The following is a 25739-nucleotide window of genomic DNA, read 5'->3' as shown; positions in this document are numbered from 1 at the left end:
GATAATTAATATCGGTTTTTCAATTAAAAATTGCAGGAAATTGATTTTTCCAACGTCAAAGGGGTTATGAGAAAATGGATAACGATTTTTTGCCTGGCTGCATGTTATGCCGCTATGGGCCAAAACGGAAAGGAACTGTATTTTCAGCCAGGTTTTGCATCGGGGGCTAATGTATCGAAGGTATTCGAGGAAATAGACTATATACCCCTCGAAACAACCAAAAAAGTATTTTTGGCCGGATAAAACAGTTATTAGTATCTGATAAATATTTTATTATTTGGGATGCCGATACGAACTTTATTTACTTTTTTGACAAGAAGGGGAAGTTTATAAAAAATACCGTCCACCTAACTGTACCATTAAGTCGATTCAGTTAGACAAATCAAGGAATGCCATCTTCATCTCCGGCAGTAATAAGAATTACAATTTCTCACCCGCCGAAGTAGAGAAAATGATGGAGGATCCAACAAACAAATCTTTTGCAAGATTCACCTGGTCGGCTTACTATGACCTGGACGATATTCATAAGGAAAAAATTCAACGGTTAAAAGGGTTTAGCCTGTCTCTTGTTGATCCTACGATATTTAATGGAAATCAATGGGCTTATAGCTACATATTTGCGAATCGTAAGTTTGCTGATCAAACCGAATATGAGCTAAAGATCTATGATGGAGAAAGAAATATCAACCAGTATTTTCCTTACAATAAAAGAAACGATGCTTACTATTTTAAGCCCGAACAAGTGTCTTTTTTCCTACCAGTGACCCTGGATCGCTATTATTTACCCGCCCCTACAACTATGGTATATATAAATTAACAACGGACAGTACATCCCTTTTATATACATTGATATTACCATTTGAGAACTCTTTGTCGAAAGCTTTCTTTGCGAATCCTTTCCGGTCTAAAAATGACTTTGATCTATATCGTGAGCAAAACGGGAGCTTTGTATGGCGGCTTTACGGAGTTTACCAGCTGCAACATTACCTGTTTTTCTCGCTCGACTACAACCGTAGCCCACGAGACCGCAACTTCCTGTTTGATGAATCTACCAACCGGTTTTATGCAACGGGTAAAATAAGCGCTGATAGTACCAATGCTTTTTTACCAGTACTGTCGGGCAGTATTCAATACAGCGATGGCGACTATTTATATACGAGCGCTTCGTCATCAACCATGTTTCAGAACAGAGATAATAACCAGGCTAAAAATCCGGAGTATAAGCCAGCCATCAAACAATATTTTGAAAAGGGTACCCGTACAGATAATCCGGTTATCATTCAGTTAAAACCTAAAAATAAAATCGGATAATGCGGATACTATTAACTGCAATGCTTATAGCTCTTTTGCCCTCTTTACTATCAGCTCAAAAAGATTCTACGCGTAGCGGATCTATCACAGGTATTGTAAAAGATTCAGCCGATGATTATGCGCTGCAATCTGTAACAATAACATTGTATAAGAAGTCAGACTCTTCTCTGGTGAATTATCACATAACAGGGGAGGATGGTGCTTTTACGTTTAATGATATACCTTTCTTTACGCCGGTTAATATCAACTTCTCTTTTACAGGGTATAATCCTTTTTCTAAAACGATCACTTTAGATACTTCCAATCGCAGCTTCAATTTTAAAAACCTGATGCTGGCCAAGAGTCAGGGCACCATGGATGAGGTAGTGGTTAAAGCGGTGGTTCCCATTACTATGAACGGGGATACCCTCGAGATCAACCCTGCTGCTTTTAAGCTCGACTCTAACGCTGTAGTGGAGGATATGCTGCGAAGGGTTCCCGGTGTTACCATGTGGGGCGATGGGACAATTACCGTTAACGGACGAAAAGTAAACAATGTATATGTGGATGGGAAACCTTTTTTGGAGATCCTGCGATGGCTACGCAAAACCTGCCGAAGAATGCTATCGAAAAAATACAGGTATATAGAGAGACCGATTATAGTAAGGATAATATTGATGACAACCCTGCCGACTCCATGTTGACGATGAATATCAGGTTAAGAGAGGATAAGAAGTTCGGGTACTTTGGTAAAGCAGGAGCCGGTATTGGAACAGATGACCGGTATGAATTCGATGGGTCGGGGCTGGCATACAACAAAAAGATGAGGGGAGGAATAGCCGCCAGTTTGAATAATATCAATAAATCAGCGAGTTTACGCGAGATGTTTCAGCAAAGTACTTACCGTAATTATAACCCCAATAACCGTTATGTAGCAAACTTCGGCAGTAACGGTATTAACCGGATATTGTTTTTAGGAGGAGAATTTCAATATGATTTTTCACAGGCGAATAATAGCCGCTTTAATAATCAACTAAGAGCAAACTATGATTTTAGGAGCACACAAAACCTGACAACGTCCAGCACCGATTCGCGCATTATAGCTCCAAACAACGTGTACTTGCAGGATGCTGAACAACAAAGCACATCGGAGAATAATACCCACAGTGCCGGCTTGAGTTATAATAAAAGAGACCAGGATAAGGATTTTTCCGTAAACCTTAATCTTAGTTCTGCTAACAGCGAAAGAAATTCAACAGGTTTGACGGAAAGGTTTAAAGAGAGCGACGGTAGCCTGGTAAGTTCGAGTAACAATGCAAATAACTCTGTAAATTCCAGTAATGGGCTCAACTTTTCAACTTCTTTCAGAAACAAGGATGACGATGATCGCAATCTGAAAAGTTTTGGAGTGAACTATAATATGAGTTTTAATAGTTCGGAAGGTGAAAGTAAAAATATAACAGATTTTATCTCGAATGAACCCTCCACTGCGAGCCGGTACTATAACAGAAAAAATAATAATGATGCCTCAAGTTTTAATACTAGTCTTGGAATGAACTACAACGCATTAAAGCGGTTACTATTTGGCAATTTCAGTCTGTGGAATATTAATATGGTATTGAACAATAACGTGTCCTTTTCTAATTCAGCATCTAATACGTTAGTGAGTGATTTTGACTCTCTTACAGCAAAATATATTATCAATGATTCGCTTACTAATAATAACCGGGTGACCCGAATTGAAGACCGTCCATCGCTTCGTTTATCTAAGAATTTTTCAAGGCGTTTGTCAGATCGCTTTAACCGATATATTAACGTAGCTGCGAATGTGCAGGGGCAGTTCCTTACCGAGCGTAATGAATCTAATTTTGACTACAGGAACATTGACCGCTCTTTCAATTTCTTTACACCATCTGCATCTGTGGGTTATAATTATCAACGCTTCAATAAATATACGGTAGAAGCAAATCTGAATGGTTCATCCAATCCTTCCATTCCATCCATAGACCAATTAAGACCCATTATTGATACCAGTACCAATGTATATAATATTAATTTAGGTAATCCAAATCTGAAGCCATCTGTAACTAATGGATTGAATTTTAGTTTCAATTACAGACGTGAACAGCCCTCGCGTAAGGCCGACCTAAGTTTTGAGTTAAATGGTGGCGCAAGTCAGGTTAACCGGGGTATAATAGACAGTAGTTTCGTAGACAGCTCGAGTGTAAGAACTGTTTATCTGATCAATATGGATGGCCGTAGAAACTATAATTCAGGCTTTATAGGACGGGCTTCGTTTAAGCTCAAAAATAACAAGGTATTACAATTCAACTATTCTCTCAACTACTCCAACACTACTTCACCCAACTTCGTTAACGGCCTGCCGAATGTTGCTACTGCAAACAATCTTACGCATAATTTTGGTGTCTTTTACACGTTAGGCGACATTGGGAATATACAGGCCTCACAGGCTATTAATTCTAATAGTAGCCGGCAGAGCAGCAGAAGTTTGCAGTCTCAGAATACCATTAACTATATCACGCAAGGTAACCTGAATTTATCTCCTATAAAAGATCTTACCTTCAGCACTACAATCAACTACGTAACTAATAATACAACTAGTCAATCTTCCACTTTGTGGAATGCTTTCGCTACCTACCGTTTCCTCAAAACCAAACAGGCCGAAGTAAAGTTGTCTGCAATGGACATATTGAAGAAGAATCAAAATATTACAACAACGTCAAGCTTAAATAATGTGAGCACTACTGTGTCAAATAGTTTGCAGCAATTCTTTATGGTAACGCTTTCTTACTATCCAAGAAAATTTGGCGGTGGTGGCAGAAGAGGTGGCGGAGGTCGTGGAGAAGGAGGTGAAGGCGGAGGCGGGGAGCGCCGCAACTTTGAAAGGCGAGGCTCAGGCGGCGGCGGTTTTGGCGGTGGTGGTGGCGGCGGTATGCGGGGCCGTAACTAAACTTCTTTTTCCTGATAGATAAATAGCCAAGTGCGTATGCACCTGGCTATTGGTTTTTAGTGTTTTGCACTACTACTTAAATAATTTTTAGTGTTTTAATCTATAGATTACCACACTGCCCAAATTTTTGACTTTTGCCGTAACTTTGCATACCGCAGGCGGATTTGTTTATTGTTCACCCTGCGTAAAAAAATGAACTAATAAACGTAAGATCCAATCTCCTGGTTCCAGCGTTTACAGCTAGTTCAATATTGCAAAAATTTAAATGGTTACGAATGAGTACAATAAGAAACTTATTGAATGAAAAGATATTAGTACTTGATGGTGCTATGGGTACCATGATTCAACGCTATAAACTTACCGAAGAAGATTACAGGGGCGATCGCTTTAAAGACTGGCATACAGACGTGAAGGGCAATAACGACCTTTTAAGTATTACCTGCCCTGATATTATTAAGGCCATTCATAAAGAATATTTGCAGGCGGGTTCTGATATTATCGAAACCAATACCTTTAGCAGCACTTCTATTGCACAGGCAGATTATGATATGCAGGCTTTTGCACATGAGCTCAATATCGCTTCTGTAAAATGCGCAAAAGATGCCATTGCCGAATTTCAACAGGAGACCGGCGATAATGCTCGAAATTTATTGCCGGGGCAATAGGACCGTTGAATAAGACATTAAGTCTTTCTCCCGATGTAAATAATCCGGGTTATCGTGCAGTAACGTTTGATGAAGTAGTAGTGGCTTACACTGAGCAAATTAATGCATTAATAGAAGCAGGTGCAGATATTCTTTTAATAGAAACCATTTTCGATACGCTGAATGCGAAAGCCGCTATATTTTCGGCAAAGAAATACTTCAGAGAACATCCGGGGTCGGAGTGTGAGATTATGATCAGCGGTACCATCACAGATGCATCCGGCCGTACTTTAAGCGGACAAACACTGGAGGCCTTTTATATTTCTGTAGCACATGCCAATCCATTAAGTATCGGCCTTAATTGTGCCTTAGGCGCCCAGGAAATGAGGTCGCACGTAGAAGAGTTATCGCAGATTGCGGGTTGTTATGTATCTGCTTATCCTAATGCCGGCTTGCCCAACGCAATGGGTGAGTATGATGAATTGCCTGAACAAACGGCCGCTTTTCTCGATGATTGGGCCAACCAGGGTTTTGTGAACATTGTAGGAGGGTGCTGCGGCACTACACCCGATCATATCAGGGAAATTGCGAAGGCGGTAAAAACTGTACAACCAAGAGTGCTACCTGTAGTGGAGGAAGTTTTGTAAGTTATTACTATGAATAGCAAGCCTGGAATAACGTCATTATTTTCTGGTATAAAAAACCTGGTACAGCAATCTAAGGAAGAACTGTACAGGATCATTAATACTACACTGGTAGAAACCTACTACCATATAGGTAGATTAATTGTGGAGTTTGAGCAACAGGGCAGCACCAGGGCAGGTTATGCTTCCGGCGTGTTAAAAACTATTTCATTAAAGCTTACAAAGGAGTTTGGAAAGGGTTTTTCAGTGGATAATTTGGAGAATATGCGCCGCTTTTATAATGAATATAAAAGAACGTATGTTGAGTTTCTTGAAGCGCAGGTGAAATCCGAGACAGTGTCTCGGAAATTAAGAAAACCCCAATCTTCAGTTTCAAAATCCGAGACACTGTCTCGGAAATCCGTTTTTACACTTAGCTGGTCGCATTATCTTTTACTAATGAAAATCGGCGATTTAAACGAACGAAGCTTTTATACAGTTGAAGCTTATAATGAAAGTTGGAGCGTGCGCGAGTTACAGAGGCAGTTTGATAGTGCATTATACGAGCGTCTTGTTCTCAGTCGCAATAAGAAAAGGGTTAAAGAATTAAGTAAAAAGGTCATGTAATAACATCCCCGGCAGACATTATCAAGGATCCCTACATACTTGATTTCCTGGAGCTCAAAGAGCAGGACGTGTATACGGAAAGCGATCTGGAGACCGCTATCATCAGTAAACTACAAGATTTTTTAAAAGAGTTAGGCAAAGGGTTTTTGTTTGTTGACAGGCAAAAACGTATACGGGTAGATAATGAAGACTATTATATAGATCTTGTTTTCTATCACAGGATATTGCGTTGCTTTGTATTAATCGATCTTAAAATTGGTTCTTTAAAGCACCAGGATTTAGGACAATTACAGATGTATGTTAATTATTACGATCAGGAAATAAAAAGCAAAGAAGAAAATAAGACGATAGGAATTATCCTATGCAAAAGCAAAAAAGAAAATACAATACGATATACTTTGGGTAATGAGAATACACAAATATTTGCCAGCAAATACAAAATGTTTTTCCCTGAAAAACAAGTATTGAAATTATTACAACAATACCCGCAAAATAAATAAGAATACAGCGCATGTCAGAAGTTAATTACATCAAACCATATCTCCGTCTTTCAGGCTTAGAGCCGTTAGTAGTACGTCCTGAAACAAATTTTATCAATATTGGTGAAAGAACGAACGTAACGGGTTCTAAGAAATTCGCGCGTCTTATTCGTGAAAACAAATATGAAGAAGCATTAAGCGTAGCACGCCAGCAGGTAGAGAACGGCGCCCAGGTGGTCGATATTAACATGGATGATGCACTACTGGATGGCGTACAGGCTATGACCACCTTTGTTAACCTCTTACAAAGTGAGCCTGATATATGTAAAGTGCCGTTGATGATCGATTCTTCAAAGTTTGAAATTATTGAGGCCGGCTTAAAATGTGTACAAGGTAAATGTATTGTAAACTCTATTTCTTTAAAGGAAGGAGAACAGAAATTCATTGAGCAGGCGATAACCTGTCAAAACTATGGAGCGGCAGTTATTGTAATGGCCTTCGATGAAAAAGGCCAGGCTGATACAGAAGATCGAAAAGTAGAAATTTGTCATCGCGCTTATAAAATACTAACCGAGCAATTGGGCTTTAAAGGACAGGATATCATCTTTGATCCTAACATATTTGCAGTAGCAACCGGTTTGGAAGAGATAAATAACTATGGCGTGGATTTTATTGAAGCCACGCGCCGCATTAAGCAGTTAATGCCCCTTACAGGAATAAGTGGTGGCGTAAGTAACCTCTCGTTCTCCTTCAGAGGTAATGAGCCGGTGCGTGAAGCTATGCACTCCGTTTTTTTATACTATGCTATTAAGGCGGGTATGAATATGGGTATTGTAAATGCAGGGCAAATGGTGGTGTATGATGAAATAGAACCCCAGTTAAGACAGCTTTGTGAAGATGTTATTCTTAATCGAAATAACGATAATAACGAAGCCACCGAGAAACTGATCACTTTTGCAGAGACCGTTAAGTCTGAAGGTAAGGTAGAAAAGAAGAATGATGCATGGCGGGATAACACTGTAGAAGAACGTTTGAAACATGCCCTGGTAAATGGCATTACAGATTATATTGATACAGATACAGAAGAAGCCAGGCAGAAATACCCCAGGCCACTGGAAGTGATTGAAGGTCCTTTAATGGCCGGTATGGATGTTGTAGGAGACCTGTTTGGTGCGGGTAAAATGTTCCTGCCACAGGTGGTAAAAAGTGCGCGGGTGATGAAAAAATCTGTTGCCTGGTTAACACCCTTTATTGAAGAAGAAAAACTGGCGAATCCATCAGCACAGGCGGGAGGAGCTGGTAAAATATTGTTAGCAACGGTAAAAGGGGATGTGCACGATATCGGAAAAATATCGTAGGTGTTGTGTTGGGCTGTAATGGCTATGATGTAATAGATATGGGCGTGATGGTGCCTGCTGATAAAATCCTCGACACTGCCGAGAGAGAGGGTGCTCATATTATTGGATTAAGTGGTTTGATTACTCCTTCTTTAGACGAAATGGTGCACGTAGCCCACGAGATGAAACGCCGTAATATGAAGCAGCCATTGCTGATTGGCGGTGCTACTACTTCCCGTATGCATACTGCAGTGAAGATCGCTCCTCAGTACGATAATGGAGTGATGCATATACTGGATGCATCAAGAAGTGTAACGGCGGTGAGTACTTTATTGGGTAAAGAAAAAAGTGTACTACTTCAAAAAACAAATGACGAATACGAGGGACTACGTCAGCAATTTGCGAATAAGAACAAAAAAGATCTCATTGCTTATAAAGATGCAATTGCTGCTAAAGAACAACTGGATTGGGATAACTATATACCCACTAAGCCAGCTGTAGACGGTGTTCAGGTATTTAAAGACTTTGATCTGGGAGAAATAGCAAAATACCTGGATTGGAGTCCCTTCTTTATTGCCTGGGAAATGCCAGGTAGGTATCCACAGGTATTGAGTGACGAGAAGTTTGGAGCAGAAGCTACCAAGCTTTTAGGTGAAGCGCAAAAGATGGTGGAACGTATTGTAAACGAGAAATGGTTTACAGCCGATGGCGTTATCGGTTTCTGGCCTGCCACCAGTAATAATGCTGATACCATTACTATTGAGGCTAATGGAGCAGAGGTAAAGCTGGAATCATTGCGGCAGCAGTCGAAGAAGGCGGCGGGACATTTCAACTTTTCTTTAGCGGACTTTGTAATGCCGAAGGAGAAAGGACAGGATTATATGGGCGCCTTTGCGGTTACTATTCATGGTGCTAAAAAGCACATTGATCAGTTTGCTGCTGAGTTTGATGATTACAATAAGATAATGGTGCAGGTTTTGGCTGACCGCTTCGTAGAAGCATTTGCAGAATGCCTTCACGAAAAATCAAGGAAAGAATATTGGGGTTATGCCAAGGAAGAGCATCTTACCAATAAAGACCTGATATGGGAGGAGTACGATGGTATAAGACCTGCTCCGGGGTATCCTGCCTGCCCCGATCACACGGAGAAACATAAGCTGTTTGATTTATTAAAAGTAACGGATAATATAGGTATAACTATGACTGAAAGCCTGGCGATGGATCCACCGGCATCCGTATGCGGGTGGTATTTTGCACATCCTAAAAGTCATTATTTCGGCTTAGGTAAAATAGGTAGAGACCAGTTGGAAGATTATGCAAAAAGGAAGGGTATGAGTATAGAAGATGCAGAAAGATGGTTGAGTCCTGTGTTGGAATAATTTTTTACATTGCCGGCAAAATAAAAAGAACAATATGTTACGTCAGCTTGTCCTCTCAGTGTTGTTATGTTGCATCACATTTGGTGTTTTTGCGCAGGAGTATATTCTTAAAGAAAATATCTCTTATGTGTCTAAAACTGAAAAGGATGCGTATAAAAAGTCTCGTTGTGTGTTGGATATCTATTATCCTAAAGATAAGAAAGACTTTGGTACTGTAGTGTGGTTTCATGGGGGAGGGCTGGAAGGCGGCGAGAAGGGGATACCCCAGGAGTTAAAGAATAAAGGCATTGCAGTAATTGCAGCTAATTATCGATTAAGTCCTAAAGCAAAGAGCCCTGCCTATATAGATGATGCTGCCGAAGCAGTAGCCTGGGCGTTTAAGCATATCGATTCTTTAGGCGGCAGCGCAGATGATATCTACGTTTCGGGACATTCGGCGGGAGGTTACCTGGCTTTAATGGTAGGGTTGGATAAAAAGTATTTAGCTCAATTTGGAATAGATGCAAATCGTATTCGCGGACTATTGCCCATAAGTGGGCAAACCAATACGCATTACACTATCAGGAAGGAACGTGGCTTGCCGATGGAAACGCCTATTGTAGACGCATTGGCGCCGTTGAATGTAGTTCGTAGGGATATACCTCCAACCTTGTTGATTACCGGCGATAAAAACCTGGAAATGATGGCGCGGTACGAAGAAAACGCGCATTTGTATTCCGTTTTAAAAGGAATAGGCGTTGAAGAGGTGCAGCTGTATGAATTACAGGGTTTTAATCATGGTAATGTATATGCTCCAGCCTGTTACCTGATTGTAGACTGGATTAGAAAGCACAGTAAATAGCGACTCAGTTATAGGAGCTTACTTACTGACAAATAAGTCGTTTAAGTTCAGCTCTTTTACGTCCCAGCTACCTTCCGCTATCTCTGCTTCCAGTTCGCCGGTATCCCAGCCGCAGTAGCCAATAAAGATCTTAATGTCATTTGAGGTAAGATTGCCATTGTTGATCTGTTCAATTGTCTTTTGAAAATCTCCCCAAGATAAATAGTATCGGTAATTAACTCACCTCCCGGTATCAGGTCACTGCGGCGGTGAACAAAGTATAGATGCTCCTGGTCTACCGGTCCGCCTTCATATAAGGGAAAAGCAGGGCTGCTGCTGAATTCAACCAGCTCGTTTAGCGAACGATCGAAAGTTTTATTGATCATAAATCCTAAAGCTCCCTGCTCGTTATGCTCTGCAATAAAAATAACAGAGCTGTCGAAATTAGGATCATCCATGTAGGATGTACTGCTTAATATTTTACCCTGGTATTTGCTCATCGTAATATTTTGTTTCAGGTTTCAATAATTATTACAGCCGGTATTATTTCTTTTTCTTGTATTTGATGGTAACAGTAGAAACACCTGCATTAACCATATCCAGCCGTTGAGCGGCTTTTTTGCTGAGGTCAATGATCCTGCCTTGTACAAATGGTCCCCGGTCGTTAATAAGCACTTTAACTGTTTTGCCATTGGCCTGATTTTTCACTTTTACCCTGGTTCCAAAGGGTAGCGTTTTGTGCGCTGCGGTTAATTTATTTTGTTTAAATACCGTGCCACTGGCAGTTTTGCGTCCTACAAATTTATCAGCATAAAAAGAAGCCTTACCGGTTTCTATTACCTTTCTGCTACAGCTGCTGAAGGCGATAAGGCATAATAAAAGGGCTGGGATCAATTGATTCATGCCGGAAAAGTAGTAACGATAATCCACATAAAAAACTATGAAAGCACCAAAAACAACAAAGCCTCATAAAATGAGGCCCTGAGTGTTGTGTTTGAAATGGTTAACCTATTTCGGAGCGAATAATTAAAATTTCCCCGCAAATTTCCCGCTACTTAAGCTGATATTGGTTTTGGTTGTATTATTAATACATGCTGCATCAAAAGTTCCTTCGATTTCTGAATCTGTTAATTTGGTAATGGTAAAATTGCCGGTGCTGGAAGCATAAGATTCAGCGCCAGAACCTGCATTAGAGCTTCCAATTAATAGTTGTCCCTGGGTAGCAGCACTGGCTCCGTTTTCAAATTTCCCGGAAATAGCGCCACTAATGGTGCTGGAGCCCTGAGCTACAATTAATGTTAGGGTTGCTGTGCTCAGGCGAGGTAGGTTAGTTTCCACACAGGTAAAAGTAATCTGGGTTCTGCTCATGTTATTTACTTTGATTACTTTAGATTGCTCTTTAGCGTTGGACTTGAATTCGTTCTTACCTCCGAAAGAGCTGCTGGTATTAAACTGGATAGAGGCACCGCCTGATGCCAGGTTATCGCTGCTTCCACCGCTGCTATCTTTTTTACAGGAAGCAAATATGAATGCCGATAAAATGATTGTTGCGAAAATTCTTTTAAATGTAGTTTGGGTTTGTGTCATGATTATTGAATTGGGTTAAGAGAGGAGTACTATTTTAGCTTTTTAAGAAACTCATCGGTATGAAACTCAATGAATTTTTTACCGGCGGCATAAGCGCCGTCTGTGTACTTTTTTCATCAACCGGTATAACAGTAGTAGACTTAGAACTGGTATTAGACGGATTGTACCAGGTGCCATAGATGGTTTTCACGCCCACAAAATCGGCGCTGTTCTTTGCAAATGCCTGTAGCTTCTTGTCCTCAATAACACCGTCTATACCGAGTGACTTACCCATGGTTCCTACATAACTGCTGACAATGCCCGCCCCCATCTTACCAGAGTAAAATGCTACCTGGCTATTAACGCCTACGACATCATTCTGACCTTTCAGTTTTATTTTGGCATTTTTGGTCATAATAATGGCTTCATTAGCTGCCAGGCGCATATTTGTTTTCACTTTGATATTAGCGCGGCGCCACCCCAGGCATCTTTATCCTGTACAAAAAGCACAAAAAGGTCAATATCTGCAATGGTGGCATCATTTAGGTCTTTGGATAGTTTAGCATGAACAAAAGCCGGGTTATTCAAAAATCCACCGGTTTTTTCTTTTCCCGATTTTTCAACCTTCTTTACAAAGTACTCATATCCCGCCGGGCTCGATGCCAGCATACCGGGAAACTGTGCTTCATTGATCTTACCTCCTGACATCTTTATAAAATCTGAATAAGTTTCGGTTTTGCCTGCTTCATCAGCTGTGATAATATCAATACCTTTTGCTTTGAGCTGGCTTACAAAAGCCTGGTATAGTCTGTCTGTAATGCTTTGTACGCCTGCTTCTGTGATGTTTTCAAGGCCTACGGATAAAGATGACTTTGCATCACCTTTATAACCACCACCCAGCATACTGCCGCCTTGTTTAAAATCTTCCTTCTCATTATACACCTGGTAATTTACGGTGAACGAGGCAATATAAAGCCGGTTAGATTTGATTTTATTCAATCCATAGGATTGATCTTTTGGTTTGAAGTCGCCAAGGGTTTGCGCGATACAAATGGAAGCACTGAATGCTGCCAGAAGAATAGAGAGGGCAATTCTCATACAGAGTTGTTTTACTTGTGTGAGCGTAAAATTAGTGAGCAACCCTTTGCCTTGGGATGTGAAAAAGTAGTATTCTTTACTACTGCCTGTTTATTTTTGATAATGCCTCTGCCCTGGTTTTTACCTGTAGCTTTTCGTAAATATTGCGTATGTGTGTACGTACGGTTTCTATGCTGATGAATAGCTGTGTAGCAATTTCCTTATACCTGAAACCCTTAGATAGTAGTTGTAATATTTCATTCTCTCTGCGGGAGAGCGCATCTGAATGCACTTGCGCCGTTTTAGTAGCGGCAAAATTTGAAACCACCATTCTTGCAATCTGGCTGCTCATGGGCGACCCTCCGTTATAAATGTCTGTAATGGCTTCAACCAGTTTTGCCGGCTCTGTATTTTTAAGGATGTATCCTGTGGCGCCGGCTTTTAAGGCATTAAAAGCATTTTCTGCATCGTCGTAACTGGTGAGCGCCATGCACTGCATAGCAGGATGTATGGTTTTAAGTTTAGCAACCGTTTCTATACCTGATATACCCGGAAGGTTGATGTCAAATAATAACACATCTGTAGGCTTTTGCTGCAGATAAGCCAAAGCTGATTCGCCATCTTCAAATGCATCAACAACTTCAAGCTCATCCTGCAGGTACAGCAAAGTAAGCAGTGAAGTTCTGATAGACTCTTCGTCTTCAATTAAGGCGATTTTGATTTTGGTGTAATGCTCCATTGAATGTTGATCAATAAATATAAAACCTTTTTCTGCTTGCCTACCGGGTAAAAAAGTAGTATTACCGGTAAAATCCGTAAGTGATTTTTGTACCCTGTTTTTTTCGGGCAACCAACTCATAATAACCTCCTATGCTTTCCATACGTGCATTCATATTTACCAGTCCATTACGTTTTCCTGTTTTTTGATTGAGTATTTGGGTTGAGTCAAAGCCTACACCATCGTCCTGTATGGTAAATAATACAAGTGGGTCAGTGACGGCAAGGCTGAAGCCTATACGCGTAGCCTGTGCATACTTCAATGCGTTATTGAGCGCTTCTTTCGTTACCAATAAAAGCTGCTGGCGGTACAAATGGCTAAGTGTTATGTCGGGCACCTCATCCGGAAAATTAAATTCTATTTGCACCGGCAGGCTTTCGGTGGTTTCGTATACATATTCCTTTAAATAGGCAGCGAGATTGCCCAGGGTGTCATTGTGTGGATTTAAGGTCCAGATGATTTCCCCCATTTTGTCGGCTAAGCCCCTGGAGGTGGTGCTTATTTCATTAATGATCTCTTCGTTCGACGTGTTATTTTTCTTGCCTACTTCAGATAACAGGGCTATTTTGCTAAGTCCTGTGCCCAACTCATCGTGCATGTCCCTGGAAATACGCAAGCGTTCATTATTAACGGCCAGCTTTTTTCCATGATGCGTATTTGCTTTTCAAGCTTTCTTTTTAAGTAGTACCTGGTACTAAAGAATAGGATAGCAGTAAACGCTGTCAGGGCTGCTATTTTAAACCACCAGGTGAGCCAAAAAGGAGGCTTAATTACAATAGACAATAAGGGTTGCCGTGCTGACCAAATACCTTCACTGTTAGCGGATCTTATTTCAAATAAATAGTTCCCGTAGCTAAGCTTACTATACCGTGCCTCGGGCAATGTTGTAGTGTTGATCCATTCCGCATCGTATCCTTTTAGCCGGTACTGGTATTGATTAACATCCGGGTTGGTATAATCCAGTGTTGCAAATTTGATGAATAGATTATTCTCATCGTAATTTAGCTGAATATGTTTAAGGAAATTGATGCTCGTGTCAATAGCCAATGGCTTTTCATTAATCAACACATCAGTGACATAAGACCTTGGTATAAAAGAGCGCTTGAAAAACTTTCTTTCATCAAACCAGTTAATACCCGTTACTCCTCCGAAAAAAATAAAATGATCGTCTTTGAAATAAGCGCCTGTATTAAACTCATTGGATTGGAGCCCATGTTGCAGCCCATATTGTTCGATGGATTGAACAGCAAGGCTATCTCCTTTCGATAGTACTAATTTGTTTAAACCCTTGTTCGTGCTAATCCAGAAACTATGGTCGTGCTCTTTAACAATGGAATAGATGAAGTCATTACTTAGCCCGTCCTGTTCATCTATGATCTGTAGTTTTTTATTGCCGTCTTTTTGAATAGCAATACCTACATTGGTGGCGTACCAGAATGCTTTTCTCAGCTCATCCCGGTATATATGTTTCACCGTAAGTTGATTAAGCCCTTCTTCAATTATTTGCGGTTGATTGTTAACGTCTATTCTTATAGTGATATAGCCCTTGCCTTCTCCTTTTCCAATAATAATATCACCATTGTCCTTGGTATAGATGGATTGAATATCATCTTCAAGCTGCTTGTTTAAAAGACCAAGGTCAGTAGATTTTATTTGCCCGTTTGTATATTGGATCAGGTAGGTAGTAAAATGTGCCAAGGATAAATCTGTCGGGTGCTACCTGGTTAAAGCATTGGGGTATATTATGAGTTCTGCCTTTTCTGTTATAACCAATATCAATGCTGTTAATAAAAGCTCCCTTTTCAAGATCCGCTAGGCCAATACGGGCGCCCTTGTTCATCCATATTCGTTTCTGGTCGTCTTCTTTTATAATGAAGATGCCATGAAAACTGGTGTCTTTGGCTTTTACCGGATCAAATAGGGTTTCATACGTGTTGGTAAAGCGGTTTACTTTTAACAGGCCTTTCGAATAGGTGCCTATATAAATGCAACCATCTTTATGATAAATGGCTTTTACCATCAATAAGGAGCTCTCCCGGTTAGCAATGGCATGCAGGGGAAGGCATCAAAGAGCTTCGGTTTCAGGTTTAGGATGCTAATACCGCCGCCTTCAGTACCCAGCCATAAATTATTCGAGTGATCAATAATGGAGATGTATACCAGGTTGGATGAAAGGCTAAACGGATCATTTTCAATATTGGTGTAATGTTCAGATTTTTTTGAACACTGTCAATGATCATAAAGCCATTGTTGATGAGGTTGGCAACGATCTTTCCTCCGGGCAATTTGGTAGTAGGAACCGGAATTAATCCCTTCTGTATTAATGACGGGGAATAGGATAAGATGCCGTAATGAGTCGCTTGTCAATATTAAACTCATGCAGGCTTCCTTCCGATACAAACAGAAGCGTTGCACTGTTGCAGATGTTGGGATTTTGGAGGAGCCGATTCCCGGTACTGAGTAGCAGGGAACTACTCCTGTTTTTTGTATCGTATAAATAAATGCTATTTTCTTTTGTATATAAAAGACAGACGTCTTTGCTATTAGGCAGGTATAATCCAAATACCGATCCGATATTAATTACGTGATGGGTATAGTCCCGGACATTTATGATTACAATACCCTTAGGCGTAGCTACAAAAATTTCATTTTGCTGTATTCCTAAAATACGGCAATCAAGGTCTCGTCCCACTCTTTTGATGATAGAAAATGTTTCGGTAGTCAAGTGCATTTTAACCACCTGGCCATCTACAATCATCCATAAGTTTTGATAGTCGTCCTGTATAATTTTACCGTTGATGATTTTTCCCGGAAAGCGTTTGGCACTTTTATCACGAAAGCTCTCGCGGTACTTTTTTATTTGCTTACCATCATACCGGTTTAATCCGTCTCCTGTGCCAATCCAGATAAATCCCTGCCGGTCCTGGAAAATCTCTCTCACTGAGTTCTGGCTGAGGCCGTCATTTACACCTAATCGTCTAAAGCTGCTTTGCTGCTGGCAAAACGAAAACTGGCATATAAAGAATGCTCCTATAAAAAGCAATAGTTTAGAAGTGGTCATAAGCATTTGGCCATGCAGGGCTACCCTCAAATATAAAACAAATTGATAAAGTGCTCAACTGAAGCAGTATATCTATTTTTGCAATCTAAACCCACTGATATGGAATTTGTTGATATACTCGGATACGTAGCTGGTCTTTTAACCACCCTTACTTTTTTGCCGCAGGTTATCAAAACGGTCAAAGAAAAGTCGGCCAAAGATGTATCATTGAATATGTTTTTAATAGCAGCTGCCAACCAGGTATTGTGGGTGATTTATGGCGTGCTAAAAAAGACCTGGTAATTATTTTGACCAATGTACTAATATTGGTATTGTCGTTGACGATGATCTTCCTGAAACTTAAATTCGGCAAAACCACAGCAAGTTCGTCCGGAGCTTTGTAGAACTTTTGACAGGACTATTGTACAGCTAATTTTTTCAGACAAATGCTAACGCTACACTACTATGTGTTTCAATATAAGTTGAAACAAAGTCTCTTAAAAATTAAAGCGAAGGCTTCCAAACACACCAAAATTCTTAATGGAAGATGCGGGCTGCTCTCCTGGTAGTACCCGCCAGATAAAATCAACGCGTAATACACGCAGTATATTATCTACACCTGTTCCTAACTCCAGGTAAGTTTTTCCGTCGAGCGACAAGAAGCTATGGCCAGGTTGAAAATTAAGCGCCTTATTAGCATCAGAAAGCGACCCCCAAAGGGCTTTGATGGTGTAGAACTGCCTGAATTTTGATTTAGGGATTAACTTAAAAATGCCGTTACCAATATTATGCTCATAGTTGATACCAGCAAACTGGTCGTGAACATACTGGTAACGGATCATGGTATTGAATGCATATTTGTTGTAATAATACATTTCATTGCCTGGTGCCACATCTAAAAACATATAAGGAGCGGTGCCAAAGGTTTTTCCTGCATATAGCTGATAGTTGATAATGCCGAATGGCGGTGTTTTGATATAATCTGAAACGGAGGCCAATATTTTTGAATAATTGTACCTGCTATTTAGAACGCCTGATATGCCTTTGGTATATGTGGCTTCTACAATAGGATAGGGGCTGCCAAGGCTCGCCCGGTAAAAAGTGGACTCCAGGAATTTTTCCAGGAAAGCAAAACGAAGGCGCACCGAAAATTCTGTAGTCGTTAATCTTTTTAAACCTTCACCAAATGCGTCTGCAGGTAAAAGATTCGCCAGTGGTGTATAGGTTTTATTGGCAGCAGTAGCTTTAACCGAAAACCCGTTAGGCAATTCATTGAAAAATTCAAAGCTGCCTTCGGCCAGGTTCATAAATTTCATGGGAACACCTGGCTTGCGCACCGCGAAGGAAAATATATTATCTGATGAAATTTCACCATAATAGCGCTGCCCGAAATCCAGGTCATTTTTATAAGTCAGCGCCAAGTACTGACGGGGATCTTTTTAGGCAGGTAGAACAGCTCGCCCATGCCTTTTAGCTTTTTATCGCTAAAGCCATAAGCCAGGTAGGTGTGGTACATGAATTTTCTATTGAAATGCTTATTGCTGGCCACATCAAACCGCATCCTGAATCCTTCCCAGGCATTTCCTGAAAACCAGTTGTAGGCAGATCCCAGTCTCACATTGCCCACATCGAAATAGCCCGTGCCCATAAATTCCAGTTGTTTGGTTAGCTTTTGATATACCGGGGCATTCATGATGGTATCGATCATCTTTACGATGTTCTTTTCCGTATTGCTGAGTTCCTCATGCCTGGCTGTTTCCCAATAAGTATTGTCTTTTTGTTGTGCGCCAGGAGCAGTAACGATTTCTTCCAGTTCTTTATTGAGCTTTAGCCGGGCAACCACGGAACTGTCATTGACTATTATATTGCGGTAGGTACTGGTTTTACGGCCTATAATACCCGGTGTTTTGTCTCCTACGGGAGCAACATCCACCACCAGTTTCTCGCGGCTTACAAACCAATTACTATCAGCCAGCCGCGTATATTCCTGTATGTAGCTGAAGCGTTCCATGAAGTTAACGTCAGCGCTTTTGTCCAAAGCCAGGTTCATTTTTTGAATGGCAAAACTGCCAAAATGCACCCAGCAATCCCCCTCAAATGTGTTCATGCCCTTACGCCTGGGTCTGAATAAAAGATGGTAATAACGCTCGCCGGCAATATATTGGGTGTCGGCTACGGTATACTTATAATAAAAGTCGCCGTTGTCACTAACAGGACTTACAAATTCTTTATTAAAAACATTAATGAAGTTGTTGTACACGTTAATTACCTGGTCCATGCCCCCAGGAATTTGACCATGCTTTCATTTTTAATACCATTGGTATTGGCGCCCATAATTTCTTCCCTTCGCTTCATCGGCTTTTTCTGGTAGTAATAATTACTGATCGCTTCGGTGAGGTAGGTAGGTAAAATTTTGATACCTTCCGAAGTATCTATATTTTGATTGATCAGATCATTAATGGGCCGTAGTGGTTTAAACCGGGTTATTCTCTGGAGGCTTTTGAAATTTTTAAGATCTATTTCCAGCTTATTATATAATTCGTAAGAAAAATTGTCAAACTTGTACCGGTTGTTTTGTGGTTTATGTTCCACTATTTTTTCCAGAGCCAGAGTCCCTTGTCAATTTTAGATTTTACAATTACTACATCGTCGGTTGTGCCGCGCTCCATAGGAATAGTAATATCTAACTCACTTTTAGCGTGATCCATAGTAAGAAAAAAGTTTCATAACCTACATAGCTAATGATCAGCGTATCTGAAGGCCAGTCATTAACCGAGAATGCAAACTTTCCCAACGAGTCGGTGATGGCGCCCATGGAAGTGCCCTTGAAAGTAATGGAGGCGAAAGCAATAGCTTCGTCACTATGAGCGTCTTTTACCAGGCCTCTTAATGTTTTCTGCGAAAATGTTACGGTACAGGTGGTCAGTCCGATAAGCAGGATTAAAAACTTCAGGATAAGATTCATCGAACGCAAATTTACGATTGTTTTAAATTCTAAATATGTAGTCGTCTTAGTTGCATCAATTACTTTTGCTTCAAATCAAAAATTTTAACAAAAAATGTTATCCGTACATAAATTTACTTTTAATCCGATACAGGAAAATACCTACGTGCTTTACGCCGAAAATGGCGATTGCTGCATTATTGATCCCGGATGCTATTTTGACGAGGAGCGCAACGAGTTGGTTCGCTTTATACAGTCTAAAAATCTGAAACCGGTATATCTGTTGAATACCCACTGTCATTTGGACCATGTTTTTGGAAACAAGTTCGTAAGCGAAACCTGGCAGTTGCCTTTATACCTGCACGAAACTGAAAAAATGGTTTTGAGTTTCGCACCTAAATCGGCGGATATGTATGGTTTGCCTTTTGAGAATTATAACGGCGAAATGAAATGGTTGAATCCTGGTGATGTTATAAAGATCGGCGACAATGAGTTAAAAGTACTATTTACACCCGGGCATTCACCGGGCAGTGTAAGTTTCTATAACGAAAAAGACGGTTATGTGATCAGTGGTGATGTGTTGTTCAGCGGCAGCATTGGGCGTACTGATTTACCGGGTGGCGATTATGATCAGCTAGAGCAATCAATAAAGACCGAGCTATATACTTTACCTGACGAGACTAAGGTGTATTCTGGCCATACGGTGGGGGTACCAGTATTGGTTTTGAGAAGCGTAACAACCCTTTTGTAAGAGAAGATTAGCGAAATACGGCTGTCGCAAAATACCTTTAATTAGTCGCTAATATCTATCTTCTCAGATGATTAGCCGTTGTATGTTTGTGTAACAAAGCAAAATTATTATGGAAACAAAATTAAATGTAATCACCGTATCAGCATTAGTTAATGCTCCTGTAGAGAAAGTATGGAAGTTGTGGACAACCCCATCCGATATACAGCAATGGAATACGGCATCTCCTGATTGGCATTCGCCAAGAGCGGAGCATGATTTAAAACCAGGTGGTCAATTCTCTTACAGAATGGAAGCTAAAGACGGCAGTTTTGGTTTTGATTTTGGTGGCACTTTTGATGTAGTTACTGAAGCTCAGTATCTCGAATATACATTGGGCGATGGAAGAAAGGTGAAGGTTCATTTTACAGAAGCTGACGGCGGCACCCAAATTGATGAGCATTTTGAAGCAGAATCTCAAAATTCGGAAGAAATGCAGCAGGCCGGTTGGCAGGCTATTCTCAACAACTTTAAAGCCTATGCAGAGAAAGCTTAGTTAATTGTTTTAACCCGCTAACGAGAACGGAATGCCTTCATCGAAAACATTGAGAACCTGTCCAAACGGTCACCAGTACTATAAAAGCAGCGACTGCCCGGTTTGTCCTGAATGCGAAAAGCAGAACAAGCCGGGTGGTTTCTTATCCGCTTTGAGCGCGCCCGCCCGCCGGGCTTTGGAAACAGCCGGTATTGTAACCATCCAGCAGCTGTCCGCTTATTCTGAAAAAGATATTTTGAAATTACATGGTATGGGGAAAGCATCATTACCCCTGTTAAGAGATGCTCTAAGGCAAAAAGGTCTTGGTTTTAGGCCCTGAGCTTACATGTATGTTTTACTGGCCTGATTGTACATTCATTAGCCTATAATAATTTGCTGTTATATATAATAAATGATTCATTTTTATTGTAACTTAGTAATGACTATAACCTACGATATAACCTAAAACATCAGGTATAGGCTAACTATGTTTTTAAAGCACAATCCTATCATAAGGCTTTTGCTACCAATGATCACCGGCATTATACTGCAATGGTATCTGCAACTTTCCATTGTTGTTAGCATGGGCATCTTCATTATTTCAGGAGCAGTATTCTTTAGCATAGGTGCGCTCCGCAATTTTCAAAGCTGGAAATGGGCGCCTCTCAGGGGATGGCTACTGATAATAGCCCTGATTGCATTTAGTATGATGCTCACCTGGCTAAAAGATGTGCGGCATCAACACTATTGGTTGGGGAAAAGCTATCAGGCCGGAGATATGCTGGTTGCCAGGTTGGCGGAGCCGCTGGTAGCTAAAGAACGATCTTACAAAGCAGTTGCAGACCTTACCCATATTCTTAAAAGCGGAAACAAGAGCCCCATTAGCGGAAACATTATTATCTATTTCAAAAAGACAGCATCAATGCCTCACTGCAGGCGGGCAACCTGGTGCTTATTACAAAAGATCTGCAGGAAATACGCAATGCCGGTAATCCGGGCGGGTTCGATTATAAACGATATGCGCTGTTTAATGGCATTACGCACCAGGTATATTTAACACATAAAGATTATTATCAACTGCCCGGGAATGATCTTCCCTGGTATCGCAGCTGGTTACTGCAAACCAGGAATTATGTGCTGAAAGCTATTAAATCACATATCAAAGGAACCAAGGAGCAGGGCCTTGCGGAAGCGATGTTAATCGGCTATAAAGACGACCTGGATAAAAGCCTGTTGCAGTCTTACACCAATACCGGCGTAGTGCATGTAATAGCCGTATCAGGCATGCACCTGGCCTTATTATATTGGCTGTTGAACCTGTTGTTTGCGCCCCTTCTCCGGAAGAAAAGGACCCAATGGTTACACGCTGTGCTAGTACTCACCTTGCTTTGGTTCTTTTCGTTTATAACCGGTGGTGCCGCCTCCATTGTACGCGCTGCGTAATGTTTACTTTTATTACTGTCGGCAAGCAGATCAACCGCAATGCTTCTATTTACAATATACTGGCGGCATCAGCATTTTGCCAGTTGTGTTACAACCCTTACTGGCTCTGGGATGTAGGCTTCCAGCTTTCTTACGCGGCGGTGTTAAGCATTGTTGTGTTTTATAAATCTATCTATAACTTACTATTCATTAAGAATAAAATACTCGATGCTATATGGCAGCTGGCTGCAGTAAGTATAGCGGCGCAGATATTAACCACACCCTTGTCCTTATATTATTTTCACCAGTTCCCGGTTTACTTTCTATTGAGCAACCTGGTAGTAGTGCCGGTGTCTACGGTAGTATTAGTAGCAACACTGGTTTTAGTGTTGCTATCTCCCATAAAATTTATTGCAGCTTTTATCGGCTCGTTACTCAACGGCCTGATCTGGTGGCTCAATACTTTTATTGAAAGGATGGAGGATTTTCCCCTGGCAGTATGGTCGGGCATTAGTATCAACCTCGCTCAATCGGTATTACTCTTTGTATGTATTGCTGGTATAGCATTTTGCTTAATGGAGCGGTATAAAGCCGGCCTTTGGTGGGCTCTATCGGGATTACTCATTTTCTTTTTAATAAGAGCGGTGTCATTTTACAATGCCGCTAAACAGCAAAAACTGATTGTATATAATGCCAACCGGTACGCTGCTATGGATATTATAAACGGGAGAAATTATTCTTATTATGGAGATGCAGAAGCTTTGGCAAACACTTCAGTGATGAATTATGTGCTGAATCCTTCGCGTATTTTGCACCGGGTAACTGCGGCACCGCAACCTGCGGTTGATCAGCAATTAGATAATGCGCTGATCTTTCATAATAAGAAGGTGATACGCATCAACCAGCCTCTCCAAAAATCTGTTGAAATAGCTCCGTTATCCGCAGACCTGGTGATTCTATCAGGTAACCCGCGATTGTACATATCCGACCTGGTAAAAGCTGCCAAACCCTCACAAATCGTAATTGACGGCTCGGTTCCGGCCTGGAAAGCCCGTTATTGGGTGCGGGACTGCGACTCCCTGCAAATTGCCTGTCATAATGTGGCCACATCCGGCGCTTTTGTAATGAGCCTGTATTAGCGTACATTTGCGCACTCATTCAGATCAATTTAAATGAAAAAACTGGGACTGGTGGGCGGCATTAGCTGGGTCTCCACAACTGATTATTACCGTTATATCAACGAGGGCATCAATGCAAAATTGGGTGGCCTTAATTATGCTGAATGCATCATTTACTCTGTTAATTTCAAGAAATTCACAATAATAACCTTGCTGATAACTGGGACGGAACATTTTCCATCCTTTCCCAGGCCTGCGACAGCCTTCAAAAAGCTGGTGCGGAAGCTATTCTGCTGGGTGCCAACACTATGCATTTGCTGGCGGACAGGGTTGCACAGGTTATTGATGTGCCCCTGATTCACGTAGCTGTGGCAACTGCTGAAGCCATCCAGGGAAAAAATCTTAAAAAAGTGGCATTGCTGGGAACAAAATTTACCATGGAGCGAGACTTTTTAAAAACAAGTTGCTGGAAAAGGGCATCGAGGCCCTCATACCCGATGAGGAAGGCAGAAATTATATTGCCCAAAAGCTGGAAGCTGAGCTGTATAAAGGAATTGTAACAGATGAAACCAGAGCCGGCTTTTTACAAATTATTGATCAATTAGTAGCACAAGGTGCAGAAGGTGTAATACTGGGTTGTACCGAAATTCCGTTATTGATCAAACAGGAGCATTTAAACATCCCTGCATTTGACACTACAAAGATCCATTCGAACGCCGCGGTGGCATTTGCTTTAAGTTAAAACAACATCACATTACCAATCAATCATGAACAAAAAAATTCAATCAGCCCTTATTTCCGTTTTTTATAAAGACGGCCTGGAACCTATTGTTAGAGAGTTAGATCGCCTGGGTATTACTATTTATACCACGGGTGGTACACAAAAATTTATTGAAGACCTGGGTATACCCGTGGTGCCGGTTGAAAACCTTACAACCTATCCTTCTATTTTAGGCGGTCGTGTTAAAACCCTGCATCCATCGGTGTTTGGCGGTATTTTGGGACGGAGAGATCTGGAAAGCGATGTGCAGGAAATGCAGCAATATAATATTCCGGAGATTGACCTGGTGATTGTAGATCTGTATCCTTTTGAAGAAACAGTAGCTGCTACAACTGAAGAGAAGGCGATCATTGAAAAAATTGATATTGGTGGTCCGTCGATGATACGTGCAGCTGCTAAAAATTTTAAAGATGTTTTAGTAGTTGCTGCCAAAAAAGATTACGCGGCTATTACAGATTTATTAAAAACGCAGAATGGCGAAACATCTATCGAGCAGCGTAAAGGCTTTGCTGCAAAGGCGTTTGAAACGGTAGGACATTACGATGTAGCTATTGCTAAATATTTCAATACTACAAATGCTGACGTGGAATATTTCTTCCATTCAGAAACGCATCCTAAAATTATGCGTTACGGCGAAAACCCGCACCAGCAGGGCATTTTCTACGGCGACTATGATAAACTTTTTGAAAAATTAAATGGAAAGGAACTTTCTTATAATAACCTGGTAGATGTGGATGCAGCGGTACAGCTGATTGCCGAGTTTCCTAAAAATGATGAGGTCGTATTCGCTATCATTAAACATACCAATGTTTGCGGTGTAGGTGGTCGCAGTACCACAGCGGATGCCTGGGCTACTGCTTTAGCCGGTGATCCTGAAAGCGCTTTTGGTGGTGTATTGGTTACCAATGGTACGATTGATGAAGCTACTGCTAATGCCATCAATGAGATATTCTTTGAAGTATTGATTGCGCCTGCATTTGACGAAGCTGCTTTAACCATCTTAAAATCTAAAAAGAACAGGATCTTATTACAGTTGAAAGAATTGCCCCAGGTAAAAGTGCAGTTCAAATCGGTTTTGAACGGCGTATTGCAACAAGCCACCGACGAAGGCTCTTATACGGAGTGGAAAGAAGAAGGTGGCCGCACATCAACTGCCGAAGAAAAAGCCGACCTGGAGTTTGCGAATATCATCTGCAAGCATCTGAAATCGAATGCCATTGCATTGGTAAAAAATAAACAATTAGTAGGCAAGGGCGCCGGGCAAACCAGCCGCGTAGATGCCGTTCGTCACTCATTAGAAAAAGCCAAACAGTTTGGTTTTGATCTGAGTGGTGCTGTGTTGGCGAGTGATGCATTTTTCCCTTTTAATGATAGCGTACAAATAGCGCATAGCGCGGGGATAGCCGCATTTATCCAACCAGGCGGTTCTATCCGTGATAAAGATTCTATCGAGTATTGTAAGGAAAATAACCTGGCCATGGTGTTGACAGGTATGAGGCATTTTAAGCATTAAGAAACAAATTGGTTTACAAATAGAAAGGAGCTGTAAATAGCTCCTTTTTTTATGGACGAAAAATTTCT

At 41.0% G+C, this 25739-nt stretch carries 33 protein-coding genes and 3 pseudogenes; 20 read left to right on the top strand and 16 right to left on the bottom strand.

All coding sequences use genetic code 11. The features are described 5' to 3' along the window. Nucleotides 1-66 precede the first annotated feature (66 nt). The 12 genes from MKP07_RS03945 to MKP07_RS03895 all read left to right on the top strand — a co-directional run bounded on the left by MKP07_RS03945 (nt 67) and on the right by MKP07_RS03895 (nt 10191). The gene (locus MKP07_RS03945; protein ID WP_240845110.1) at nt 67-243 is read left to right on the top strand and encodes a hypothetical protein; all 177 of its coding nucleotides are present in this window, start codon (nt 67-69) and stop codon (nt 241-243) included. 208 nt (nt 244-451) lie between these two features. Then, nucleotides 452-817 carry a hypothetical protein gene (locus tag MKP07_RS03940; protein WP_240845108.1) on the top strand — a complete coding sequence of 122 codons (366 nt, stop codon included), beginning with the start codon at nt 452-454 and terminating at the stop codon, nt 815-817. A 29-nt stretch (nt 818-846) separates the two neighbouring features. Next, on the top strand, nt 847-1311 hold the full coding sequence (locus tag MKP07_RS03935) for a hypothetical protein (RefSeq protein ID WP_240845106.1): 465 nt from the start codon (nt 847-849) through the stop codon (nt 1309-1311). Beyond that, on the top strand, nt 1311-1994 hold the full coding sequence (locus MKP07_RS03930) for a carboxypeptidase-like regulatory domain-containing protein (protein ID WP_240845104.1): 684 nt from the start codon (nt 1311-1313) through the stop codon (nt 1992-1994). The genes MKP07_RS03935 and MKP07_RS03930 overlap by 1 nt, the downstream gene beginning before the upstream one ends. Then, on the top strand, nt 1886-4261 hold the full coding sequence (locus tag MKP07_RS03925; RefSeq protein ID WP_240845102.1) for an outer membrane beta-barrel protein: 2376 nt from the start codon (nt 1886-1888) through the stop codon (nt 4259-4261). Before MKP07_RS03930 ends, MKP07_RS03925 begins: the two co-directional genes overlap by 109 nt. Before the next feature lie 275 nt (nt 4262-4536). Beyond that, nucleotides 4537-4926, top strand: coding sequence for a homocysteine S-methyltransferase family protein (locus tag MKP07_RS37640; RefSeq protein WP_262919142.1), 390 nt, complete (start codon nt 4537-4539; stop codon nt 4924-4926). 5 nt (nt 4927-4931) lie between these two features. Continuing rightward, nucleotides 4932-5552 carry a homocysteine S-methyltransferase family protein gene (locus MKP07_RS03920; protein ID WP_262919141.1) on the top strand — a complete coding sequence of 207 codons (621 nt, stop codon included), beginning with the start codon at nt 4932-4934 and terminating at the stop codon, nt 5550-5552. A gap of 9 nt (nt 5553-5561) precedes the next feature. After that, nucleotides 5562-6155: a DUF1016 N-terminal domain-containing protein gene (locus MKP07_RS03915; protein ID WP_240845101.1), complete on the top strand. Its 594-nt coding sequence runs from the start codon at nt 5562-5564 to the stop codon at nt 6153-6155. 68 nt (nt 6156-6223) lie between these two features. Further along, complete coding sequence (locus tag MKP07_RS03910; protein WP_240845100.1) at nt 6224-6655, top strand: PDDEXK nuclease domain-containing protein; 432 nt, start codon at nt 6224-6226, stop codon at nt 6653-6655. An 11-nt stretch (nt 6656-6666) separates the two neighbouring features. Continuing rightward, nucleotides 6667-7992 carry a dihydropteroate synthase gene (locus MKP07_RS43600; protein ID WP_240845099.1) on the top strand — a complete coding sequence of 442 codons (1326 nt, stop codon included), beginning with the start codon at nt 6667-6669 and terminating at the stop codon, nt 7990-7992. 5 nt (nt 7993-7997) lie between these two features. Next, nucleotides 7998-9350, top strand: a complete 1353-nt coding sequence (locus MKP07_RS43595) for a vitamin B12 dependent-methionine synthase activation domain-containing protein (RefSeq protein WP_240845098.1) — start codon at nt 7998-8000, stop codon at nt 9348-9350. A 34-nt stretch (nt 9351-9384) separates the two neighbouring features. Continuing rightward, nucleotides 9385-10191, top strand: a complete 807-nt coding sequence (locus MKP07_RS03895) for an alpha/beta hydrolase (protein ID WP_240845097.1) — start codon at nt 9385-9387, stop codon at nt 10189-10191. An 18-nt stretch (nt 10192-10209) separates the two neighbouring features. Here the strand turns inward: MKP07_RS03895 and MKP07_RS37635 are convergent, their stop codons facing one another. From MKP07_RS37635 to MKP07_RS03840, 12 genes and pseudogenes are all read right to left on the bottom strand, one after another. Continuing rightward, nucleotides 10210-10356 (bottom strand): YqgE/AlgH family protein, encoded by a 147-nt coding sequence (locus tag MKP07_RS37635; RefSeq protein WP_394803625.1) that lies wholly within the window; start codon nt 10354-10356, stop codon nt 10210-10212. Nucleotides 10357-10451: 95 nt separating this feature from the next. Then, nucleotides 10452-10628, bottom strand: a pseudogene (locus MKP07_RS37630) (YqgE/AlgH family protein); the annotation flags it as partial. Nucleotides 10629-10713: 85 nt separating this feature from the next. Continuing rightward, complete coding sequence (locus MKP07_RS03885; protein ID WP_240845096.1) at nt 10714-11073, bottom strand: septal ring lytic transglycosylase RlpA family protein; 360 nt, start codon at nt 11071-11073, stop codon at nt 10714-10716. A gap of 123 nt (nt 11074-11196) precedes the next feature. After that, nucleotides 11197-11757 carry a hypothetical protein gene (locus tag MKP07_RS03880; RefSeq protein ID WP_240845095.1) on the bottom strand — a complete coding sequence of 187 codons (561 nt, stop codon included), beginning with the start codon at nt 11755-11757 and terminating at the stop codon, nt 11197-11199. 34 nt (nt 11758-11791) lie between these two features. Continuing rightward, nucleotides 11792-12193, bottom strand: a complete 402-nt coding sequence (locus MKP07_RS03875) for a hypothetical protein (RefSeq protein WP_240845094.1) — start codon at nt 12191-12193, stop codon at nt 11792-11794. Beyond that, nucleotides 12190-12834, bottom strand: a complete 645-nt coding sequence (locus MKP07_RS03870) for a hypothetical protein (protein ID WP_240845093.1) — start codon at nt 12832-12834, stop codon at nt 12190-12192. Before MKP07_RS03870 ends, MKP07_RS03875 begins: the two co-directional genes overlap by 4 nt. Before the next feature lie 79 nt (nt 12835-12913). Continuing rightward, nucleotides 12914-13672 (bottom strand): response regulator, encoded by a 759-nt coding sequence (locus tag MKP07_RS03865; RefSeq protein ID WP_240845092.1) that lies wholly within the window; start codon nt 13670-13672, stop codon nt 12914-12916. Beyond that, complete coding sequence (locus MKP07_RS03860; protein ID WP_240845091.1) at nt 13614-14207, bottom strand: sensor histidine kinase; 594 nt, start codon at nt 14205-14207, stop codon at nt 13614-13616. Before MKP07_RS03860 ends, MKP07_RS03865 begins: the two co-directional genes overlap by 59 nt. After that, nucleotides 14153-15289 carry a triple tyrosine motif-containing protein gene (locus MKP07_RS03855; protein ID WP_240845090.1) on the bottom strand — a complete coding sequence of 379 codons (1137 nt, stop codon included), beginning with the start codon at nt 15287-15289 and terminating at the stop codon, nt 14153-14155. The genes MKP07_RS03860 and MKP07_RS03855 overlap by 55 nt, the downstream gene beginning before the upstream one ends. After that, the gene (locus MKP07_RS03850) at nt 15231-15614 is read right to left on the bottom strand and encodes a hypothetical protein (RefSeq protein ID WP_240845089.1); all 384 of its coding nucleotides are present in this window, start codon (nt 15612-15614) and stop codon (nt 15231-15233) included. Before MKP07_RS03850 ends, MKP07_RS03855 begins: the two co-directional genes overlap by 59 nt. Before the next feature lie 64 nt (nt 15615-15678). Continuing rightward, a complete protein-coding gene (locus MKP07_RS03845; RefSeq protein ID WP_240845088.1) occupies nt 15679-15876 on the bottom strand; it encodes a hypothetical protein in 198 nt (65 codons plus the stop codon). Nucleotides 15877-15911: 35 nt separating this feature from the next. Continuing rightward, nucleotides 15912-16652 carry a ligand-binding sensor domain-containing protein gene (locus MKP07_RS03840; protein ID WP_240845087.1) on the bottom strand — a complete coding sequence of 247 codons (741 nt, stop codon included), beginning with the start codon at nt 16650-16652 and terminating at the stop codon, nt 15912-15914. Nucleotides 16653-16751: 99 nt separating this feature from the next. Between MKP07_RS03840 and MKP07_RS03835 the strand changes: the two genes are divergently transcribed. Further along, nucleotides 16752-16934: a SemiSWEET family sugar transporter gene (locus tag MKP07_RS03835; protein WP_240845086.1), complete on the top strand. Its 183-nt coding sequence runs from the start codon at nt 16752-16754 to the stop codon at nt 16932-16934. 194 nt (nt 16935-17128) lie between these two features. Here the strand turns inward: MKP07_RS03835 and MKP07_RS03830 are convergent, their stop codons facing one another. The 4 genes from MKP07_RS03830 to MKP07_RS03815 all read right to left on the bottom strand — a co-directional run bounded on the left by MKP07_RS03830 (nt 17129) and on the right by MKP07_RS03815 (nt 19596). Beyond that, nucleotides 17129-18052, bottom strand: coding sequence for a DUF5686 family protein (locus MKP07_RS03830; RefSeq protein WP_240845085.1), 924 nt, complete (start codon nt 18050-18052; stop codon nt 17129-17131). Next, entirely contained in the window at nt 18043-18909 is an 867-nt protein-coding gene (locus MKP07_RS03825; RefSeq protein ID WP_240845084.1) for a DUF5686 family protein, read from the bottom strand. Before MKP07_RS03825 ends, MKP07_RS03830 begins: the two co-directional genes overlap by 10 nt. Beyond that, nucleotides 18897-19223: a hypothetical protein gene (locus MKP07_RS03820; protein ID WP_240845083.1), complete on the bottom strand. Its 327-nt coding sequence runs from the start codon at nt 19221-19223 to the stop codon at nt 18897-18899. Before MKP07_RS03820 ends, MKP07_RS03825 begins: the two co-directional genes overlap by 13 nt. A 91-nt stretch (nt 19224-19314) precedes the next feature. Further along, nucleotides 19315-19596 (bottom strand): carboxypeptidase-like regulatory domain-containing protein, encoded by a 282-nt coding sequence (locus MKP07_RS03815; protein ID WP_240845082.1) that lies wholly within the window; start codon nt 19594-19596, stop codon nt 19315-19317. 94 nt (nt 19597-19690) lie between these two features. Here MKP07_RS03815 and MKP07_RS03810 point away from each other — a divergent pair, with 94 nt between their 5' ends. The 7 genes and pseudogenes from MKP07_RS03810 (at nt 19691) to purH (ending at nt 25671) form a co-directional block, all read left to right on the top strand. Further along, nucleotides 19691-20326 (top strand): MBL fold metallo-hydrolase, encoded by a 636-nt coding sequence (locus tag MKP07_RS03810; protein ID WP_240845081.1) that lies wholly within the window; start codon nt 19691-19693, stop codon nt 20324-20326. A gap of 109 nt (nt 20327-20435) precedes the next feature. Beyond that, nucleotides 20436-20858, top strand: coding sequence for an SRPBCC family protein (locus MKP07_RS03805; RefSeq protein WP_240845080.1), 423 nt, complete (start codon nt 20436-20438; stop codon nt 20856-20858). Nucleotides 20859-20889: 31 nt separating this feature from the next. Further along, nucleotides 20890-21177: an RNA polymerase alpha subunit C-terminal domain-containing protein gene (locus MKP07_RS03800; protein WP_240845079.1), complete on the top strand. Its 288-nt coding sequence runs from the start codon at nt 20890-20892 to the stop codon at nt 21175-21177. Between the two features lie 189 nt (nt 21178-21366). Further along, the gene (locus tag MKP07_RS03795) at nt 21367-21894 is read left to right on the top strand and encodes a hypothetical protein (protein WP_394803529.1); all 528 of its coding nucleotides are present in this window, start codon (nt 21367-21369) and stop codon (nt 21892-21894) included. Next, nucleotides 21786-23398, top strand: a pseudogene (locus MKP07_RS03785) (ComEC/Rec2 family competence protein). Before MKP07_RS03795 ends, MKP07_RS03785 begins: the two are co-directional and overlap by 109 nt. A 173-nt stretch (nt 23399-23571) precedes the next feature. Continuing rightward, nucleotides 23572-24119: pseudogene (locus tag MKP07_RS42070) on the top strand (aspartate/glutamate racemase family protein). 25 nt (nt 24120-24144) lie between these two features. Then, complete coding sequence (gene purH / locus MKP07_RS03775; RefSeq protein ID WP_240845074.1) at nt 24145-25671, top strand: bifunctional phosphoribosylaminoimidazolecarboxamide formyltransferase/IMP cyclohydrolase; 1527 nt, start codon at nt 24145-24147, stop codon at nt 25669-25671. The last annotated feature ends 68 nt before the right edge of the window (nt 25672-25739 follow it).

It is taken from the genome of Paraniabella hibiscisoli (assembly GCF_022512515.1).
GTDB classification, from domain to species: Bacteria; Bacteroidota; Bacteroidia; order Chitinophagales; family Chitinophagaceae; genus Niabella; species Niabella hibiscisoli.
Note: the sequence above shows the minus strand (reverse complement) of the source record. Positions and strands in the feature narration are given on the sequence as shown.

Excerpts from the sequence above, each read along its gene's own strand:
- MKP07_RS03825 (WP_240845084.1), bottom strand. The coding sequence starts at position 18,909 with ATGGACCAGGTAATTAACGTGTACAACAACTTCATTAATGTTTTTAAT.
- MKP07_RS03795 (WP_394803529.1), top strand. The coding sequence starts at position 21,367 with ATGATCACCGGCATTATACTGCAATGGTATCTGCAACTTTCCATTGTT.
- MKP07_RS03840 (WP_240845087.1), bottom strand. The coding sequence starts at position 16,652 with ATGACCACTTCTAAACTATTGCTTTTTATAGGAGCATTCTTTATATGC.
- MKP07_RS03810 (WP_240845081.1), top strand. The coding sequence starts at position 19,691 with ATGTTATCCGTACATAAATTTACTTTTAATCCGATACAGGAAAATACC.
- purH (WP_240845074.1), top strand. The coding sequence starts at position 24,145 with ATGAACAAAAAAATTCAATCAGCCCTTATTTCCGTTTTTTATAAAGAC.
- MKP07_RS03805 (WP_240845080.1), top strand. The coding sequence starts at position 20,436 with ATGGAAACAAAATTAAATGTAATCACCGTATCAGCATTAGTTAATGCT.
- MKP07_RS03930 (WP_240845104.1), top strand. The coding sequence starts at position 1,311 with ATGCGGATACTATTAACTGCAATGCTTATAGCTCTTTTGCCCTCTTTA.
- MKP07_RS03880 (WP_240845095.1), bottom strand. The coding sequence starts at position 11,757 with ATGACACAAACCCAAACTACATTTAAAAGAATTTTCGCAACAATCATT.
- MKP07_RS03915 (WP_240845101.1), top strand. The coding sequence starts at position 5,562 with ATGAATAGCAAGCCTGGAATAACGTCATTATTTTCTGGTATAAAAAAC.
- MKP07_RS03940 (WP_240845108.1), top strand. The coding sequence starts at position 452 with ATGATGGAGGATCCAACAAACAAATCTTTTGCAAGATTCACCTGGTCG.
- MKP07_RS03895 (WP_240845097.1), top strand. The coding sequence starts at position 9,385 with ATGTTACGTCAGCTTGTCCTCTCAGTGTTGTTATGTTGCATCACATTT.
- MKP07_RS37640 (WP_262919142.1), top strand. The coding sequence starts at position 4,537 with ATGAGTACAATAAGAAACTTATTGAATGAAAAGATATTAGTACTTGAT.
- MKP07_RS03815 (WP_240845082.1), bottom strand. The coding sequence starts at position 19,596 with ATGAATCTTATCCTGAAGTTTTTAATCCTGCTTATCGGACTGACCACC.
- MKP07_RS43600 (WP_240845099.1), top strand. The coding sequence starts at position 6,667 with ATGTCAGAAGTTAATTACATCAAACCATATCTCCGTCTTTCAGGCTTA.
- MKP07_RS03800 (WP_240845079.1), top strand. The coding sequence starts at position 20,890 with ATGCCTTCATCGAAAACATTGAGAACCTGTCCAAACGGTCACCAGTAC.
- MKP07_RS03865 (WP_240845092.1), bottom strand. The coding sequence starts at position 13,672 with ATGAGTTGGTTGCCCGAAAAAAACAGGGTACAAAAATCACTTACGGAT.
- MKP07_RS03885 (WP_240845096.1), bottom strand. The coding sequence starts at position 11,073 with ATGAATCAATTGATCCCAGCCCTTTTATTATGCCTTATCGCCTTCAGC.
- MKP07_RS03835 (WP_240845086.1), top strand. The coding sequence starts at position 16,752 with ATGGAATTTGTTGATATACTCGGATACGTAGCTGGTCTTTTAACCACC.
- MKP07_RS03870 (WP_240845093.1), bottom strand. The coding sequence starts at position 12,834 with ATGAGAATTGCCCTCTCTATTCTTCTGGCAGCATTCAGTGCTTCCATT.
- MKP07_RS03945 (WP_240845110.1), top strand. The coding sequence starts at position 67 with ATGAGAAAATGGATAACGATTTTTTGCCTGGCTGCATGTTATGCCGCT.
- MKP07_RS03925 (WP_240845102.1), top strand. The coding sequence starts at position 1,886 with ATGGCTACGCAAAACCTGCCGAAGAATGCTATCGAAAAAATACAGGTA.